Below are 16,721 nucleotides of genomic sequence, written 5' to 3' on the forward strand. Positions count from 1 at the left end.
GTTTCCGCACGCGCCTGCGGCAGGGCACGTGGTTGCCCTGCCGCAGGTTGCACCCAGCGATCCCCGCCGCCCAGCGTCTGACGCGCCCGATCCACTCGCAGTCCCCGTCAGACGGCGGCCCGGCGCCTGCCGCGCTTGCGGCGCGGGTACGGGAAGAGCCGCGGCGAGCGCTTGGCGGCCACGTCCTCGACCCAGCCGAAGATCAGCACCAGCAGACCGATCAGCGGGATCGCCACCATCAGCGGGAACCACTGGCTGGTCAGCAGCCACTGGCAGTGCTTGTAGAAGAAGTCGACGGTCCAAAGGGGGTCGATCAGAGGGATGGACAGCACCAGCGCCGTCTCGTGCCAGAGGTAGACACTGACAGCACGTGCGTTGAGCAGGCTGACCAGGCCGTTCCAGCGTTCCAGCGGTTTCGGCCACTGCTCCCAGGACGGGCTGACGTGGAGCAGGATGGCGACGAAGCCGAAGGACCACAGGGCCTGGGCGATCGGCCAGCTCTCGATGTCGGTCGGGTTGCTCGGATCGACCGGCCGGGTGTGCAGGTACCACCAGCCGGCCACCATGATCAGCGGCGCGACGGACGGCACGACGTACTGCGGGATCTTCTTGAGCAGGCCCTCCTGGTGGGCCATGCCGAGGATCCAGCAGGAGCCGAAGGTGGTGAAGTCGGTGGCGGTCTCCCAGACCCGGCCGTAGATGAACTCCTGATCGGCGAAGAACACGTTCATGACGATCGACAGCGCCAATGGCACGAACAGCATCACCCACGGCAGTCGCCGCAGCGCCCACCGCATCAGCGGGGAGAGCAGGACGTACCAGAGGTAGGCACGCAGGTACCAGAGCGGGACGATGGTCTGCTCGGCCCAGACGTGCTCCAGATGGTGGTTGAAGCCGTGCAGGCTGACGGCGTACGGCGGAGTGCTCAACGGCACGATCCAGAACACCAGCTTGCCCCACCACCAGTTCGGGTGGCCCTCGGCGTTGGGTCCCCAGCCGTCGAGGATCTGGGCGGTGATCATGATCGCGCCGAACAGCCACATCGGCGGCAGCAGTCGGCGCAGTCGGCTCCGGATGACGCCGAGGGCGGGCCGGCTGAGCGAACGTGCCATCAGCGACCCGGCCAGCGCGAACATCACGCCCATCGACGGGAAGACGATCGGCAGCCAGAACCAGCCGAAGTTGTGGTAGATCACCACGCGGACCAGCGCCAGCGCGCGCAGCAGGTCGAGGTAGCGGTCGCGGCCGCCCCCGCGCTTGGACGGCGGCTCCGACTCCGGCTCCGGTCGCAGACCGACAGGGATGCGCAACTGGAGCGTGTCCTGGTTGCCCCCGAACTCGGTGGACGCAGTCATGGTCATGCCTCCACCGGTGCGGCGACCTCGCCGGTGCGCCGGAGCTTCTGCCAGCGCAGTCGGCCACCGGTCAGCGCCGTGATCGTGGACTGCAACAGGACCATGTACATCAGCTGCCGGTAGACCAGTTGCTGGATCGGCAGGGTGATCAGATGCCATGGCTTCTCGTGGTCGAGCCGGAAGGCGTACCAGGACAGTGCGGCCTGGAGCAGGATGAAGCCGCCCCAGCTGGTGAGGGTGACCGGGGCGTCCGCGAACAGCACGCCGTACAGCAGGAACAGGTCGACCAGCGGCGCCAGCAGCGGGGCGACCACGCCGAACAGCACGACGAGCGGCAGCCCGAGCCGGCCGAAGCGCCCGGCCGGGCCGCGGGAGGTCACGGCACGGCGGTGCTTCCACATCGCCTGCATGCTGCCGTAGCTCCAGCGGTACCGCTGGGACCAGAGCTGCTGGATGCTGGCGGGAGCCTCGGTCCAGGCGCGGGCGCGCTCGGCGTAGACGATCCGCCAGCCGTCGCAGAGCACCGCCATGGTGATGTCGGTGTCCTCGGCGAGGGTGTCGTCGCTCATCCCGCCGACCCGCTGCAGGGCCTCCTTGCGGAACGCGCCGACCGCGCCGGGTATGGTCGGGATGACGTTGAGCATGTCGTACATCCGGCGGTCCAGGTTGTGGCCGAGGACGTACTCGATGTGTTGCCAGGCGCCGATCAGGCTGTGGCGGTTGCCGACCTTGGCGTTGCCCGCGACCGCGCCGATCGCCGGGTCGCCGAACGGCTGGACCAGCTCGCGCACGGTGGACGGCTCGAAGACAGTGTCGCCGTCCATCATCACGATGATGTCGTACGAGGCGGCCGCGATACCGGTGTTCAGCGCACTGGACTTGCCGCCGTTGACCTTGCGGATCAGCCGGACGAACGGCAGGTTCATCTCCTCGACGACGTCCGCGGTCCCGTCCGTGGAGCCGTCGTCGATGACGATCACTTCGATCGGGTAGTCGCTGGCGGCCAGGGAGTTGAGGGTGTTGGCGATGCACTCGAGCTCGTTGTAGGCCGGGACGAGCACGGTGACGGGCTCGGTGACGGGCGGCCCCCAGGCGTTCCGCCGCCGGGAGCGGCGGGCGTGGATCGGTGCGAGGACTAGCATCAGCGCGAACCGGCCGAAGTTGAGGAAGCCGACCAGGGCCAGCAGGCCGACCAGCACCGGCAGGCTGTACACGCCAACCTGGGTGGCCCAGATGAATCCCTTGCCCGCCCACAGCTGGTAACCGTGCACCGGCACCATGGCGTTGGAGGCGCCGAGCGCTTCGGAGATGGTGCTGAACCGATAGCCCTCGCCCTGTAGCTTGTCGATGATCTGCCCGAGTGCGGTGACGGTCTGGGAGCGGTCGCCACCCGCGTCGTGCAGCAGGATCAGCTCGCCCGCACCGGGCTTGGGCGGCATCGCCGCCTTGACGATCTTGTCGACACCGGGACGCTTCCAGTCGTCGGTGTCAGAGTCGATGAACGCGGTGAGATAGCCGTGCGACCCCACGTACTTGACCACCGGGTAGTTCCAGTCGTCCAGCGCGGAGGCGTCGGAGGAGTACGGCGGGCGGAACAACGCGCTGTGGACGCCCGCGACGCCGGCCAGCGCCACCTGCGTCTGCGCCAGCTCCCAGGCGATCCGGGTGTGGGACTGGAACACCAGGTCGGGGTGGGTGAAGGTGTGCACGCCGATTTCGTTGCCGCCCGCGACGATCTGCCGGATCAGCCCCGGGTTGCGCGTGGTCATCGCACCGGTCACGAAGAAGTCCGCATGGATGTGGTGGGCCGCGAGCACCTCCAGGATCTTCGGAGTCCACTGCGGCGAGGGGCCGTCGTCGAAGCTCAGGACCACGGTGTGTTCGGGGATGCGGTAGCTCGTTGGGTTCGCGTTCTTGGTGCCACGCGCGTCAATGATCGGCCCGCCCTTGAGCAGGTTGTCCGGCACGGTCGTCTTGTCGACCGAGACCGCGATCCGGGTGTCGTGGAACACCTCGTTGCTGGCGAGGCCGCGCAGGACGAGCAGCGCGAGCAGGCAGGCCAGCAGGGACAACGGCATGAAGAAGCGCAGACGCGGCGCGGCCAGTCGACGCGGCCTCAGCAGGGACTGCCGGCGGCGCTGGTGGCGGGACAATGGCGCTCCTGGAGATGGGTGGTGCGGACGATCAGGCGTGCTTGGTCGGCTGGTGCGAAGGCGTTGCCGCGTGCGGTGCGGCGCCCGACGCGTGCGGCGCGGTGGCCGAGGCGTGCGGCACGATGCCCGCCGTGTGCGGCGCAGTGGCCGCGGTGTGCGGTGCGGTAGCCGAGCTGGTCGCGTGAGGTGTCGGAGACTGCGTGGCCGTCCGGGGCGAGGACGGCGAGAGTGACGGGGTGGGCGACAGCGACGGCACAGGCGGGGGAACCGGTGCGGACGGCAGCGAGGGCTGCACGGGTATCCCCATCGCCGGGGCGTCCGACTGCACACCGACCAGGCTGCTGCCCATGGCGGCCGCCAGCATCGCGCCGACCAGGGATACCGGCCAGCCTAGGCCCCGCAGCAGACGGCCACGCAGACCCGACTCGTCGACGAAGACCGGCGCGGGAGCCTGTTCCTGAAGTCCCGACTCGGACATGTCAGGCTGCGCCCGGTGCGCCGATCCGCGTTCGACGGAAGTGATGACTGGGCGCACCTTGCAAGGCCTTTCAGGGCAGGGTACGTAGACCCCGGAAACGTAGAGGGGGAACGCTAGTGCACCAGCCCGACTCGAATTGGGCTCGATGTGTGCATTTGGCGCGATCTGCCCAGAGGTTGTGATCAGATCGAAATGCTTCGAACACTTCTCACACTTCTCACGCCGCGCTCCGTCCCGAGCGCGGAATGGCCCACCTGATGAACTTGCGCGCCCTCGCCCGGCACCGCAGCCGCCGTGACCACCTGCGCATCCGTCCCACCGCGGGACCGCTGTCCGACCAACAAGCAAGGTTCAAGAGGCAGTTGATCGCACTCCCCAAAGGTCGAGCCGGCTGATCAGATGGGCGGACTCGGGCTCGAGCCGTCCAGGTCCCCACCGCGGACGAGGTGGCAGGGCCTGGACACTTGGTTAGGATGACGCCTCAATTCGATCAGTGATCGATCCTCATGCAAAGGGCGTGTCCAGATACCGCCCCTACGCCCCAAGGAGCCTGTGTGAGCCAGCCCCGCCGCACCTCTCGTCGCCGCGCGTGGACCGTGCTCACGCTGCCGGCCCTCGTGTGCGGCCTCGCCGCGTGTTCCGGCGCCCCCGCATCCAGCGGGGGCGCCGACGCCGCCGCGCCCGCGCAGGGCGCGTCCGCCCCCAGCGCCTCGCCGACCCCGTCCGGACCGCCTGGAACCCTGTTCGACGACTTCCACTACAGCGGTCCTGACGACCCCTCGCTCACCGCCCACGGCTGGCAGGTCCGCACCGACGATGGCGGCCCGGGGATCAAGGGCACCTGGTCCACCACTGGTGCCGGCTTCCCGTCCGATACGACCGCTCAAGGGGGCAGGATCCTGCAGTTGCAGGCGTCCACCGACGGCACCGCGCAGGGCACCAAGCAGGTCGAGGTGCAGAGCACCGGCACCGGCCTCTTCACGGGGACCTTCGCCGCTCGGATCTACCTCAGCGACAAGCCTGCGAGCGGTCGCAACGGCGACCACCTCGTCGAGTCCTTCTACCCGATCTCCCCCGCGGACTCCTCGACGAACTACAGCGAACTCGACTACGAGTACATGCCGAACGGCGGCTGGGGTTCGGTGGGTCCGGAACTCGACACCACGAGCTGGTACAAGGCCGATCCGCCGGACCGGGTCACCCACGCCCTCAAGCAGCACCTCGAGGGCTGGCACATCATGATGGTCACCGCCATGAACGGAAAGGTCACTTACTCTCTGGACGGCAAGGAGCTGTTCACCAGCTCCGGCAACTACGTCCCGCGCGAGAAGATGGACATCCACTTCAGCGACTGGTTCATCGACCTCCCCTTCACCGGTGGTCCGCGCACATGGGACACTAAGGTCAACTGGTTCTACTACAAGGCCGGTGAGGCCGTGTCCCAGACGGATGTCCAGAAAGCGGTGGACGGCTTCTACGGTGCCGGTACCGACTACGTCAACACCGTGCCGAAGTCCTGACCCGGGCGGCAACCGCCGGGCTCGAGGAGCTGAGCCGCGATCAGGCCCGCAGCATCGAAGGGTGCGCGTCGAAGCAGCATGCGCGCACCTGCTTCATGCGGTGATTCCTCCAGGGCGTCTGTCAACCGTCCGGCCGTCGCTGTCGAAGACGCCACGCCACCACCTCCTCGGCCCGGCTGATCTGCCCCGTCGGGCCGCAGAGCCAGCCGTTCATCCCATGGGGCGACTTCGGAGAGTACGAGCACGTTCCGGGGGGTGACTTCGAGCCCGGACACTTCTCCTGGACCCCGGACAACGGTGCCGCCGTGAGCGCGGGCAGCGAGCCCTGGTACGTCGTCAGCCCCGCCGACAGTCGCTCCCTGACCCTGCCGCAGGGCGCGCACGCCACCTCCCCCACCTATTGCGTCGGTGTCGATCAGCCCAACGTCCGCTTCTTCGCCAAGGGCACCGGCACCCTCGCCGTCGACGTCAGCTACAAAGGCCCGCTCGGCATTTCCACTGTGCAGATCGACGCCAGGCACCTCCCCGACGCCTGGCAACCCAGCACCCGTGTGCCGATCACCGTCAACCTCCTCCGCTGCTGCCCGGCAACCAGACCCCCATCAGCCTGACCTTCCGCTCCCAGTCCGGCACCATCACCATCGACGACGTCTTCACCGGCAGCTGACCACCACCGCGGAAAGAACCGCAGACCCCGCACACACCGGCACCACCGGCCCGACACCACCCGGCGGCGCCCACCGAACGGGAACAGCCCCCACACCTCCCGCGCTCCCGGGCACCGCCGAAGACCACAGCCTCCAGGACCCCGGCCGCCGCGCCCGGTTCGCGGGAACCACGAATCACCCCGGCCACCCTCCGGACACGCGGTTCAGCACCGCAGTGCGGACTCCTCGTGCAGCGCCGCATTGAGCCTGGCCATGGCGGCGGCGAGGCCTTCGCATGAATCGTCGGGGCACCGGTACGGTGACTGACGGCAGGTATGTCCACTCACCCGGAAAGCCCATCAGGAGATGGGCCGTTCGGGTGACATCCATCCCTGTGCAGCCTGACCCGCCCGGGTGCCGCGCCCATCCAGCCCGGCACTGATCGAGGTAGGCATTCCGAGGGCGGGGGCACGGCACTGAGTTGTGCGCATCGTGAAATTGCCTGCATCATCACGGCTGCGGCGGTCTCGTCACTGATGCCGTCGGGAACCCGGACCAGCGAGTGGGCCGGGACGGCCAGCAGTTCGGCGTAGCTGCCCGGGTGGTAGAACCACGCCACCCGGTCGCCGACGGCCAGGTCCCTGACCCCTTCGCCGAGGGCGGTGACGTAGCCCATCCCCTCGGTGCCGAGGATCGCTGGAGCCGCCCAGCCCGGGCCGCCCTCGGCGCGGGCACCGACGTCCATGTAGTTCACGCCGGCAGCGCCCAGCCGTACCAGCGCCTCGCCGGGGCGAGGGGTCGGATCCGGCAGCTCGGTCCAGCGCATGACCTCGGGGCCGCCGTGCTCCTCGATGCGGATCGCGTGCATGATGACACCTTCCTATGGGATCGTCCGTGAGGGAACGGGCATCACGTTAGGCAGCCAGAATTGGACCAGCAAGTCCAAAATCGTTGCCGGGAAAGCGAGTTGACCGGCCACCGGTGGGGGGCCCGACGGAAGGTCGCGACGAGCATGGCCGCCATCAGCCGGCGCATCACCAGATCCACCGCGATCACCTCGCCCGGGCGCCAGTCCGACACCTGTTCCTCGGTGATGTCGGTCATCGTGCCGACGCAGGCGGCGATGCTGTCACAGCGGAAGGCGGGCGGGAGGGCACGCCGCTGACGCCGGTGGAAATCCCGTTCGGACGTGATGATGCCATTCCGAGTGGTGGAGGCCCACCTGCGGGGATTGGGACGGCAGCGCCCCTGATGGGCGCCTGTGGAGCTGTCGGGCCACATCTTGCACACCCATTCGTCACCAGTCAAAATGGTGACGTGAATCATGCCTTTCCTTGCGGAACCCTGCCCCTGGACTTCGTCGGCACCTTGCGCGCCCGGCGCAACGACGCGCCGATGGAGAAGCTCGCCACGGCCGGCCTGCTCGACGACTGGTTCGTCGAGTCCGGCATGCTGGACGGCGCCCCCGGTGCCGACGACATCGACCTCGACATCGCCGTCGAGGTACGGGAAGCGATCTACTCGCTGGTCGCCGCCCACCTCGACGGCCAGCCGCTGCCCGCCCACGCGGTCGGCGTGCTGAACCGGCACGCGGCAGGGCTGCCGATCACCCTGCGCCTCGGCCCCGGCGGCGTGACCCGCAGCGGTTCGGCCGCGCAAGGACTCACGGCGCTCGCGCGCGAGGCGATCGAGATCCTCGGCGGCGCCGACGGGGCACTGCTGCGCGAGTGCGCCCGCCCCGAGTGCACCCAGGTCTACCTCGACCGTTCGCGCGGCCGGCGCAGGGAGTGGTGCGCCATGCGGACCTGCGGCAACCGCGTCAAGGCCGCCGCCTACCGGGCCCGGGCCGGCGGCAAGGACTGAGCCGCGGTTCCTGCGCCGCGGCTCTTGCCGGCCGCAGCGCAGGACCATCACACCGAGAGTCGCCTCAAGGGCACCCTGTCACCCTCTTGACAGGTTACGCGTGGCAGAGCAACACTCGTCACTGTTCAAACAGGTGACCAGGAGACCGACACCGAGCCGGCCGACGCCGCCCACCAGCTCTGCCCCTGCTCCAAGCCCATCACGGGCCACATTCCGGTCACCGCCAACGCCACCGCGGTGTCCGCCTGAGAGAACCGGAGGTAGCGGACCATGGCTACGAAACAAGCACGTGCACTGGATGCCGTCGTCGCGGCCGGGCGGGCGCGCTTCCGCACGCTGCCCGAGCGCGTCCGCTTCGAGGACATGACCGAGATGAAGGACGTGTCGGCATCCGGCGGGCCGGACATGTACGACCCTGAGAGGCAATGGGCCTTCTACTCTTGCCTCGCACTGGACCTGGGGCTCTAGTCCAACGCCGTTCAGTCGTGCTCTTCGGCGAGGACGTACTCCCTCGCCGAGAATCCGCACGTTCATGATGCGGCCTCATCGTCCGGCGGTGTGGCGGGCTTGTTGCCGGCTTCGATGGCCGGGCCCGCGCCAGGTTCGGCCAACTGAGCTTTCATGTTGGCCAGTTCGGCCTCGACGTCGTGGCCTTCGCTCGCGGCGTCGAGCTGGGCCTGGATGTCGTCACGTCCCGCGGGCAGGGTGGCGTCCTCCAGCGCGCCGGTGGCGATCAACTCGTCCAACGCCCCGGCTCGGGCCTGGAGTTGCTCGGTCTTGTCCTGGGCCCGCTGCATGGCCATACCGATGTCGCCCATCTCCTCGGAGATACCGGTGACGGCCTCGTTGATGTGCGTCTCGGCCTCGGCGGCCGTGTAGGTGGCCTTAATCGTCTCCTTGCGGGTGCGGAACGCGTCAACCCGAGCCTGCAGCTGCTGCGAGGCCAGGGTGAGCTTCTCCTCCTCGGCCTGCAGTGACGACTCCTGGCCCCGCAGGTCGCTGATCTGCGATGCCACGGCGGCGCGCCGGCTCAGGGCCTCACGTGCGAGGTCCTCCCGTCCGACCGCGAGCGCCTGCCGCGCCTGACCGTCCAACTTCACAGAGGACTGGTCGAGTTGGGCAATCTGAAGCTCGACGCGCTTGCGGCTGGTGGCCACGTCCGCCAGCCCGCGCCGCACCTTCTGCACCAGCTCCAACTGCTTCTCGTATGAGTAGTCGAGTACCTCGCGCGGATCCTCCGCACGGTCCAGCGCCTTGCCCACCTTGATCCTGAACAGGGCGGCGATACGCTGCATGATGCCGCTCATCGCCCCCACCTCCTTCTCCGCTGTGCTGTTGGAGCCGGTCGAATGGCGGCGGCGCCCCGCGTGGTGTCCGCCGTAGCGTGACCCAGAGCTAGGGCCATTGGTGACCGGCGGCTCTCATCCATCGCACTGGCGGCGCTTCGCTTCGGAACCCGCCCGCGGGGAACGGGGCATGTGGCGCCCGACCTGGCAGGACGGGCTCCTGGTCCTCGCAATGTGCGGGGCGGTGGAAGTGGTCATGGGGTCCTCCCCCGGGACGGCGGGGCGCAGCTGCCGCCGACGGCTGTGTCAGGTGTTGGGGAGGTCCGGTCTGTGAGTGTGGAGCGCGGCGAGACGCTTCTTGTACTCGTCCTTGTCGTTCTCGTCGCGGGCGAGGCGCTCGGCGGGCCGTTGCTCCGGCGGCGGTGTGATCGTAGACGAGGGCAGGGTGTTCTTCTTGCTCTTGGCCGGGCGGGCCATCGATCGCAAGGCCAGGATCAGGGTGATCAGCAATCCCAAGAAGACGATCACGCCCAACGCCATGCCGAGCCACCCGCCGGCGTCGTGAGCGGTCCAGAACATCACTCCCACCTCCCAGGGATCGTGCTGCACGCAGGCGCCCTCCCCCGTCCTCACGTTCCTGCGGCCCCGATGACGTGAGCCAGGGCCTTCCGGCCTTGAGGCCGGGGCGGGCGGCCCCGGCCAATCAGGGTGACGTCGGCGGCTTCGATGGCGACACCGGTGCCGATCGCCAGCCCGACGTCTGCCCGGGCCGGCGCGGGGGCGTCGTCGATGCCGTCGCCGACCATGTCGACCCTGCCCGCGCCGCCCCTGGCCGGCTTGCCGCGGACGACCGCGGCCGGCAGTCCTCGGGGCGGCAAGCGGAGCGCTGGCTCCGCGCGATGGGAGCCGACTCCGGCAGGCCCGGCAGGGGCTCGTACAGATCGCCGACAGGCGCGAGGGCTTGTGCGTCCAGTATCCGGCGAAAACGTCAAGATGACGCATGCGCGAAGCCGCATACCGTCGCCTGCCCCGCCGCTCCGTCATCCCTCATCACTGATCGTGTCCTCGCGTCAGTGCAGTGCGTGCGGGCAGACGAAGACCTGCAAGGTGGGCTCCCTTCGCCGGCATTGTCCGGATCAGGTGGTGGAGGTCGCCTTCCGGTCTCACAGACCTTCCAGCCTCTCAGCCCGACCGCCGACAAACAGCCCCGCGCGGAGCCTCCGCCCATCGCCCGGGGCCCATCCGGTCGAACTCCCTCGCTCGCCCTGCAGGCCAATATCCACGATACACACGCCCCTGCCCGGCACCACAGCCGAATGACCCCATCGCTGCCCGGGGGTCGCCCAGCAGCGCCATCAGCCCGGGCCGGCGTTCCCGCCTGCGTGGCTTCAACCCCACCGTCGGCACCTCCGGCGCCCACAATCGCTCCCCCGGCTACCGTGAACCCCGCCTACCCTGACGCACCGGGCGCGAAGGCGGGCCTGCGTACTCCGCAACCGCTCATGGCACCGGTGGGCCCCCGACCCCGTGGGCCGGTCCACCCGCGCCGGTCATCCGCCGGTCGCGGTGCGGAACTTGGTGGGGGACATCCCGGTAGTCAGGCGGAACCGGCGCGAGAAGTAGAGAGGGTCGGTGAAACCGACCTTGCGGGCGACGTGGTTGACGGGCAGGCCGGTGACGGCGAGCAGGTGCCGGGCGAGTTCCATGCGCTGCTGCTCCACGTGCGCCATGAGGCCGGTGCCGAGTTGAGCTGCGGCCAGGTGGGCGAGGCGGGACGGCGACAGGCCGCCGATCCGGGCCAGCGAGGCGACCGTGTGCGGGCGGTCGAGGTGGTCGCTGACGTGCTCGAGCACGGCCAGGAGCCGGGGGTCGAGCACGTTTCCCCGCGGGTTCCGGGTGTCGCACCACAGCAGGGCCTCCTCGACGGCGTTCATCGCGAACAGCGTGTTGCGGCGCAGTCCGCAGTGCTGGGCGCCGACGGCCCGGTCCAGCGCTTGGACGACGCGACCGCGCACGGTGCCGTCGACCTCGATGCTGCGGATGCCCGGGGCCGCCGCCGGCCAGTGCAGGAGCGGCAGCCAGTCGGGCCGTGGCTCGATGTGCGCCCAGCGCAGCGACCAGTGGCCGGCGTCCCGGTCGGTGCCGTAGTCGTGCGGCGTGTGCGGCTCGATCACGGTGATGCGGTCGGCCGGCGCGAGGATGTCGGGGGCGCCGGTGCGTCGCAGGCGCCCGCAGCCGGCCACGGTCACGAACAACACCCAGTCGGTCGTGCCACCGGGTCTGACGGTGCGGTAGGTGGCATCCTCGTCGAGCCGACCGCAGAGCACGCGCTCGGTCCGGGAGGCGATGGTCACCGCGTCAGGAGGTGGGGGCACAGCAGGATCATCCATGAGGACGACGGGTTCGGCGATACCCCGACCGGGGTCCGGTGCAGACGATGGAGGCATGACGAACAGCACTCTCTCCGTTCCGGCGGCCGATCCCGCCGCGCTGCGCGACCGGTACGACCGCGACGGTGTGGTCCAGGTCGACGCGGTGCTCCCGGCCGCCGAGACCGACGGAATCCGCGCGGCTTTCATGGCTCAGGTCGAGGCCGACCGCCTCGCCGTCGGTGCCGTCGAGGAGGTGGCGCAGGACGCCGTCCTCGCCCGCTATCCCCGCTTCATGAACCCGCATCGCCGCCCGGATCTGGTGATCGGGCGCCTGGCCCGGACGCTGATGACCGATCCGCGCCTGCTCGGGCTGGTCAGCGCCCTGGTCGGCCCGGTATACGGAGCCCAGTCGATGTTCTACTTCAAGCCCCCTCGGCCCGTGGCCAGGCTCTGCACCAGGACAACTTCTTCTTGCGCGCCCACCCGGAGACGTGCATCGCGGCGTGGATCGCCGTCGACGCGTGCGACGCTGCCAACGGCGCACTTCGAGTGGTGCCGGGCAGTCACACCATGGAGATCGTCTGCCCCGAGGAGGCCGACCCCGGGCAGTCGTTCACCAGTGGGCTGGTCCGGGCGCCGGCGGGCCTGCCGGTCGTGCAGAGCGAGATGCGACCCGGCGACGTGCTGTTCTTCCACGGCAGCGCAGTCCACGGATCACTGCCCAACACCACCGCCGACCGCTTCCGGCGCTCGCTGATCTTCCATTACGTCCCGCAGAGCAGCACCGAGATCGCCGGCTGGTACCTGCCGCTGGTCGACCCGGACGGCAGCGACGTCGACCTCGCCGAGGCCACCGGCGGCGGACCGTGCGGAGACACCTGGACCGGGGCCGCCCACTGACCGCCAGACCCGGTACCCGTTCTGATCGCTCGACAACAGCCCTGCGTGGCGAATCGACGCACATTCCACAACGCCGGGACTGGCTGACAAGGCCCTCTGAACGAAGACCGAGAAGGCTGCGACCCGCCTGAACGCACCGCGCTGGGCGGGGACAGAGTCCCCACCCCAGCGCGGTTCATGCCTCAGCTGTCGGACTGCGAGGACGACAGCCCCGAGCCCTGCGTCGCACCGGCCCCCGAGCCCTGCGGCGGCGCGTCCGCCGGCAGCGGCGGCAGGCTGACGCAGTCGGGTGCCTGACCCTTGATCAGCTCGACCGCACTGGTGATGCGGCCGCCAGACAGGGCCTCGAAGGCGACCAGCGCGGTTCCGCCGCAGGCGGGCCCTGGCCCGCATCAGCCGCATCCGCAGCGCGCCCGGCGTCATGCCGAGCACGCCCGCTGCCTCCCTGGCCGTCAGGCCGGCGAGGTCGACCAGCTCCACCACGGCCCGGTCGGGCCCGGACAGCGCGGTCAGCTCGCTGACCAGATGCCGGCCGGCCCGCTCGGCGTCGATCCGGTCGAGCAGCTCCTCGACCTGGTCGGCGTCCAGCTCCCGGCGGCCCGCCAGGCGCACCGTCTTCTCGCGCTGCCGGGTGCCGGCCGCACAGTGCGCCGCGTAGACGCGCCGGGCGATGCCGAAGACCCAGGAGCGCGCGGTGCCCTTGCGCGGGTCAAAGGTGGCGTAGGAGGTGATCACCTCGACGAAGGTGTCCGCCGTGAGATCGGCGACGGTGTGCGGATCGGCGCTGCGGCGGGCGAACTCCGAGCGAGCGTCGCGGTGTTGGGATCGGGCCGGGTGGTGCACCTGGGGTACGCGGACAGCGGGCGCGGGCCGGAGCTCCAGCCGGACCCGCCGGGCCGCACTCGGTTCGCCCGCACGAACACCGAGGAGGCCGCCAGCGGCTGGCCGAGCTGATCCGCCAGGAGCGGGCCGACCTACTGCTCGGCTACGACGCGAACGGCGGCTACGGGCATCGGGACCACCGCAAGGTGAACCAGGTGGCCCGCGGCGCGGCCGAACTGGTGCCCGGAGTGCGGCTGCTGGAGGCGACCATGCCGCGTGAGACGGTCACCCGGCTGGTCATCGCGGTCTGCGGCCACAACAGCGAGCTGATCGTCACCTGGGACGAGGACGACTTTCACCACCGCCAACCACATGTCAATGACCAGCGTGCAGGACTGAGGGTTGTCCCGCCCGGCTGGTCGGAGCGGAGTGCCCAGCCGGGATACGGGGCGCCGCCCGGCACATAACGCAGCAGGCAAGTGAGACGAAGGCGCCGTGAATCGAGGCGCCGTTCCCGACGGAGAGCGAGGCACTTGAACTGGTGGAGTCGGGCGCCGGTCTGCTCGACCTACCCCGGCTTCCGTGCCAGGCAGGCGCGGGCCGGCGGGACGTTGCGCCACGCGGTGCGCTCACCCAGCCCGTACGACTCCTCGAACTGTCGCAACAGGTGGACCACCGCGCGGTGTTGGGCGGCGCGTCGCGGACCGGAGGTGAGCGCGCGAAGGGCGGTCGTTCCCCGGTAGCGGAAGTACGTCAGCTCACCCCCGGGAGCGAGCAGCCGCAGGTAGAGGTCCAGCAGCTGCCGCACCTGCACCGGTGGGAAGTTGGTGAACGGCAGGCCGGACACGATCACGTCGTACCGTCCGAGCTCGTCCTGATAGTCCATCAGATCCTCGGCCCGGCCGGCAGACAGCCGCAAGCCGACACTCGGCCCGTGCCGGACCAGCACCGGGTCCTCACGCAGGTGCTGGACGAACCGCGCGTTGGCCTCGACCACGTGCAGCCGGTCGCCCGGCCGTAGCGCCAGCACCAGCCGCCGGGTCACCACCCCCGTTCCCGCGCCGACCTCCAGAACCGAGAGCGGTCGGTCGGGGCGGCTGGTCACGGGGACCAGGAGCGCGTTCACCAGGTCGGCGCCGCTCGGTGCCACCGCGCCGGTGTCGTGCCAGGAGCGCAGCGCCTCGGCCAGGAAGAGAAGGCCGTCACCGAGTGAACCCCGGTGGCGGCGTGGTGAGTCGGGGCGGGCATCGAGCCGAACTGTCGTCATGGCAACGACGGTAGGAAGGCCGACCGCGCCCGGAATCGGCCGACCTGCGGCGCCCACCCCCGACCAAAGTCGAGGGTCGCGGTAGCCGTGAGGAGGAGGCGTCGGGCCGTGGGCCGGCCCTAGCATCGACGGTACGGAACGCGGTGGGGAGGTGGACTGTGCGCTCGGCACCCCTCGGTTGGTTCGGCTCCGGCCGCCGCCCGTGGGTCGACGTGCTCTACCTGCTGGCCCTCCTCGCGCTCACCGTCGAGGAGGCCGCGGTGCAGTGGGTGCGCGCCGACGGCCCGTGGCGCCTGCCACGGGTCGCCATGGCCGTTCTCGCTGCCGCCTCCCTGCTCTTGACCCGCCGCCACCCGGTCGCCGCGGCCGTTCTCCCGGTCCTCACCGGCGGTCTGCTCAACCGGGCCGTGCCAGGCTTGTTCAGCGTCTACTACCTCGCCAGCATCGGCCGGCTCGGCCCAGCGCTCGTCGGGGGTGCCCTGATCGCCGCGACCAGCACGGTCCGGGCCACCTCACTGGCCGACGGGGCCGGCATCTTCACTTCCCAACTCCTGGCGCAGGTCGCACTGTTGTCCTTCGGGTTGTGGCTGCACGGCCGCCGCCGGCTGATTCGCACCCTGCACGCCCAGGTCGCCGCCCTGCGACGCGAACGCGAACTGCGGGCCGAACAGGCAAAGTCCGCCGAACGGGCGCGGATCGCCAGGGAGATGCACGACGTACTCGCCCACCGCCTCAGCCTGTTGGTGCTGCACGCCGGCGTGCTGCGGGATCGGGCGCTGGCCGGAACAGTCGCCACCGATCCCGAACTGCTCACCGAGCGTCTGGAGTTGCTACGCGCCACCGCGGCCGGCTCGCTCGACGACCTGCGTGACGTGCTGGGCGCGCTGCGCGCCGATCAACCGCCACAGCGAGTCCCTGGGGCCGCTGCCCCGGCACTGCGAGGCCTCACCGAGCTGGTCGGCGAGGCGGTTCAGGCCGGCCAGCAGGTCGAACTGGCCGTCACCGGCAAAGCGGAGAGCGTCCCCACCACCCACCGCCTGGCCGTCTACCGCCTGGTCCAGGAGGCGCTCACCAACGCGCGCAAGCATGCCCGCACCGCGCCCGTAGCGGTACGGGTCCGCTACGGCGCCCCGGCCACCACCATCGAGGTCCGCAACGGCCCGGGCCGGCCTGGCGGGGCTACATCCGATGGTCCGCGCAGCAGCGGCTACGGGCTGGTCGGGCTCGCCGAGCGGGTCCGCTCGCTCGGCGGCCAACTGGACGCGGGCCCGGACGGCCGCGGAGGCTTCCTGCTCGCCGCCCAGCTGGACACGGCTCCCGATCAGCTATTGAACCCACCCGCGCCACCGGAGGACACCGCATGATCCGCACCATGGTGGTCGACGATGACGCACTGGTCCGGCTCGGCCTCATCGACCTGCTCGGCCAGGATCCGGCGCTGAGCGTCGTCGCCGAGGCCGCCGACGGGCTGCAGGCCGTCGAACTGGCGCGCAGTCAGCAGATCGACGTCGTGCTGATGGACATCAGGATGCCCCGGCTCGACGGGATCGCCGCGACCCGGCGGCTGCGCGAACTGCCCACCGCCCCACGCGTCATCGCGCTCACCACCTTCGACCTTGACGAATACGTCTACCACGCGCTCGCCGCCGGCGCCGACGGCTTCCTCCTCAAGGACACCCCGCCCGCCGAAATCGCCCGGGCCGTCCATGTGGTCGCCGCCGGACAGGGCATGCTGCACCCGGCGGCCGCACGTCGGCTGATCGACCGCTACCACCGGGCCGGCACGCCCCGGTCCGTCGCCGCGCGGGCCCGGATCAACTGCCTGACCGCGCGGGAGGCGGACGTGCTGCGCCTGCTCTCCGCCGGGTTGTCCAACGCGGACATCGCCAAGGGCCTCGGCATGCGCGAGAGCACGGTCAAGGCCCACGTCAGCCGGATCCTCACCGCTCTCGGCACCGCCAACCGGGTCCAAGCCGCCCTACTGGCCCGCGACGCCGGCCTGGACCATGCGGAAGCCTGACGGCCGCGATCCGTAGTGGCGTCCCAGAGTGCGTCTCG

General features: G+C 70.2%; 19 protein-coding genes and 1 pseudogene. 8 read left to right on the forward strand and 12 right to left on the reverse strand.

The window, feature by feature from the left end; translation table 11 throughout:
- Window positions 1-107 precede the first annotated feature (107 nt).
- From E6W39_RS03575 to E6W39_RS03585, 3 genes are all read right to left on the reverse strand, one after another.
- Window positions 108-1,361: an acyltransferase family protein gene (locus E6W39_RS03575; RefSeq protein ID WP_141632223.1), complete on the reverse strand. Its 1,254-nt coding sequence runs from the start codon at window positions 1,359-1,361 to the stop codon at window positions 108-110.
- Window positions 1,358-3,445 carry a bifunctional polysaccharide deacetylase/glycosyltransferase family 2 protein gene (locus E6W39_RS03580; protein ID WP_141637517.1) on the reverse strand — a complete coding sequence of 696 codons (2,088 nt, stop codon included), beginning with the start codon at window positions 3,443-3,445 and terminating at the stop codon, window positions 1,358-1,360. The genes E6W39_RS03575 and E6W39_RS03580 overlap by 4 nt, the downstream gene beginning before the upstream one ends.
- 94 nt (window positions 3,446-3,539) lie before the next feature.
- Window positions 3,540-3,986 (reverse strand): hypothetical protein, encoded by a 447-nt coding sequence (locus tag E6W39_RS03585; RefSeq protein ID WP_141632224.1) that lies wholly within the window; start codon window positions 3,984-3,986, stop codon window positions 3,540-3,542.
- A gap of 554 nt (window positions 3,987-4,540) precedes the next feature.
- Between E6W39_RS03585 and E6W39_RS39045 the strand changes: the two genes are divergently transcribed.
- Both E6W39_RS39045 and E6W39_RS03595 read left to right on the forward strand, forming a co-directional pair.
- Window positions 4,541-5,506, forward strand: a complete 966-nt coding sequence (locus E6W39_RS39045; protein WP_181799069.1) for a glycoside hydrolase family 16 protein — start codon at window positions 4,541-4,543, stop codon at window positions 5,504-5,506.
- 305 nt (window positions 5,507-5,811) lie between these two features.
- Window positions 5,812-6,117 (forward strand): hypothetical protein, encoded by a 306-nt coding sequence (locus tag E6W39_RS03595; protein ID WP_141632226.1) that lies wholly within the window; start codon window positions 5,812-5,814, stop codon window positions 6,115-6,117.
- 379 nt (window positions 6,118-6,496) lie between these two features.
- Here the strand turns inward: E6W39_RS03595 and E6W39_RS03600 are convergent, their stop codons facing one another.
- Window positions 6,497-7,021 carry an alcohol dehydrogenase catalytic domain-containing protein gene (locus tag E6W39_RS03600; RefSeq protein ID WP_228717947.1) on the reverse strand — a complete coding sequence of 175 codons (525 nt, stop codon included), beginning with the start codon at window positions 7,019-7,021 and terminating at the stop codon, window positions 6,497-6,499.
- Between the two features lie 41 nt (window positions 7,022-7,062).
- Window positions 7,063-7,479, reverse strand: coding sequence for a hypothetical protein (locus E6W39_RS03605; RefSeq protein WP_141632227.1), 417 nt, complete (start codon window positions 7,477-7,479; stop codon window positions 7,063-7,065).
- On the opposite strand from E6W39_RS03605, the gene E6W39_RS03610 reads away from it, so the two are divergent.
- Both E6W39_RS03610 and E6W39_RS03615 read left to right on the forward strand, forming a co-directional pair.
- Complete coding sequence (locus E6W39_RS03610; RefSeq protein WP_141632228.1) at window positions 7,471-8,016, forward strand: CGNR zinc finger domain-containing protein; 546 nt, start codon at window positions 7,471-7,473, stop codon at window positions 8,014-8,016. The genes E6W39_RS03605 and E6W39_RS03610 overlap by 9 nt on opposite strands.
- 270 nt (window positions 8,017-8,286) lie before the next feature.
- Complete coding sequence (locus E6W39_RS03615) at window positions 8,287-8,484, forward strand: hypothetical protein (RefSeq protein ID WP_141632229.1); 198 nt, start codon at window positions 8,287-8,289, stop codon at window positions 8,482-8,484.
- Window positions 8,485-8,546: 62 nt separating this feature from the next.
- Here E6W39_RS03615 and E6W39_RS03620 read toward each other — a convergent pair whose 3' ends face one another.
- The 5 genes from E6W39_RS03620 to E6W39_RS40925 all read right to left on the reverse strand — a co-directional run bounded on the left by E6W39_RS03620 (window position 8,547) and on the right by E6W39_RS40925 (window position 11,978).
- Window positions 8,547-9,323, reverse strand: a complete 777-nt coding sequence (locus E6W39_RS03620; protein WP_141632230.1) for a PspA/IM30 family protein — start codon at window positions 9,321-9,323, stop codon at window positions 8,547-8,549.
- A gap of 285 nt (window positions 9,324-9,608) precedes the next feature.
- Window positions 9,609-9,881 (reverse strand): SHOCT domain-containing protein, encoded by a 273-nt coding sequence (locus tag E6W39_RS03625; RefSeq protein WP_228717948.1) that lies wholly within the window; start codon window positions 9,879-9,881, stop codon window positions 9,609-9,611.
- A 50-nt stretch (window positions 9,882-9,931) separates the two neighbouring features.
- Entirely contained in the window at window positions 9,932-10,180 is a 249-nt protein-coding gene (locus E6W39_RS03630; RefSeq protein ID WP_141632231.1) for a hypothetical protein, read from the reverse strand.
- A 672-nt stretch (window positions 10,181-10,852) separates the two neighbouring features.
- On the reverse strand, window positions 10,853-11,656 hold the full coding sequence (locus tag E6W39_RS03635; RefSeq protein WP_181799070.1) for a helix-turn-helix domain-containing protein: 804 nt from the start codon (window positions 11,654-11,656) through the stop codon (window positions 10,853-10,855).
- 28 nt (window positions 11,657-11,684) lie between these two features.
- Window positions 11,685-11,978 carry a hypothetical protein gene (locus E6W39_RS40925; protein ID WP_228717949.1) on the reverse strand — a complete coding sequence of 98 codons (294 nt, stop codon included), beginning with the start codon at window positions 11,976-11,978 and terminating at the stop codon, window positions 11,685-11,687.
- Between the two features lie 167 nt (window positions 11,979-12,145).
- On the opposite strand from E6W39_RS40925, the gene E6W39_RS40930 reads away from it, so the two are divergent.
- Window positions 12,146-12,574, forward strand: coding sequence for a phytanoyl-CoA dioxygenase family protein (locus E6W39_RS40930; RefSeq protein WP_267286668.1), 429 nt, complete (start codon window positions 12,146-12,148; stop codon window positions 12,572-12,574).
- Between the two features lie 426 nt (window positions 12,575-13,000).
- On the opposite strand, the pseudogene E6W39_RS43950 reads toward E6W39_RS40930, so the two are convergent.
- Window positions 13,001-13,417: pseudogene (locus E6W39_RS43950) on the reverse strand (RNA polymerase sigma factor); the annotation flags it as partial.
- Window positions 13,418-13,602: 185 nt separating this feature from the next.
- On the opposite strand from E6W39_RS43950, the gene E6W39_RS40255 reads away from it, so the two are divergent.
- The gene (locus E6W39_RS40255) at window positions 13,603-13,863 is read left to right on the forward strand and encodes a hypothetical protein (RefSeq protein WP_220140153.1); all 261 of its coding nucleotides are present in this window, start codon (window positions 13,603-13,605) and stop codon (window positions 13,861-13,863) included.
- A 101-nt stretch (window positions 13,864-13,964) separates the two neighbouring features.
- On the opposite strand, the gene E6W39_RS03655 is transcribed toward E6W39_RS40255, so the two are convergent.
- Window positions 13,965-14,663 (reverse strand): class I SAM-dependent methyltransferase, encoded by a 699-nt coding sequence (locus E6W39_RS03655; RefSeq protein WP_141632233.1) that lies wholly within the window; start codon window positions 14,661-14,663, stop codon window positions 13,965-13,967.
- 158 nt (window positions 14,664-14,821) lie between these two features.
- Between E6W39_RS03655 and E6W39_RS03660 the strand changes: the two genes are divergently transcribed.
- Together E6W39_RS03660 and E6W39_RS03665 are read left to right on the forward strand one after the other, a co-directional pair.
- The gene (locus E6W39_RS03660; protein WP_141632234.1) at window positions 14,822-16,027 is read left to right on the forward strand and encodes a sensor histidine kinase; all 1,206 of its coding nucleotides are present in this window, start codon (window positions 14,822-14,824) and stop codon (window positions 16,025-16,027) included.
- Complete coding sequence (locus tag E6W39_RS03665) at window positions 16,024-16,683, forward strand: response regulator (RefSeq protein ID WP_141632235.1); 660 nt, start codon at window positions 16,024-16,026, stop codon at window positions 16,681-16,683. Before E6W39_RS03660 ends, E6W39_RS03665 begins: the two co-directional genes overlap by 4 nt.
- Window positions 16,684-16,721 lie beyond the last annotated feature (38 nt).

Source organism: Kitasatospora acidiphila (assembly GCF_006636205.1).
GTDB classification, from domain to species: domain Bacteria; phylum Actinomycetota; class Actinomycetes; order Streptomycetales; family Streptomycetaceae; genus Kitasatospora; species Kitasatospora acidiphila.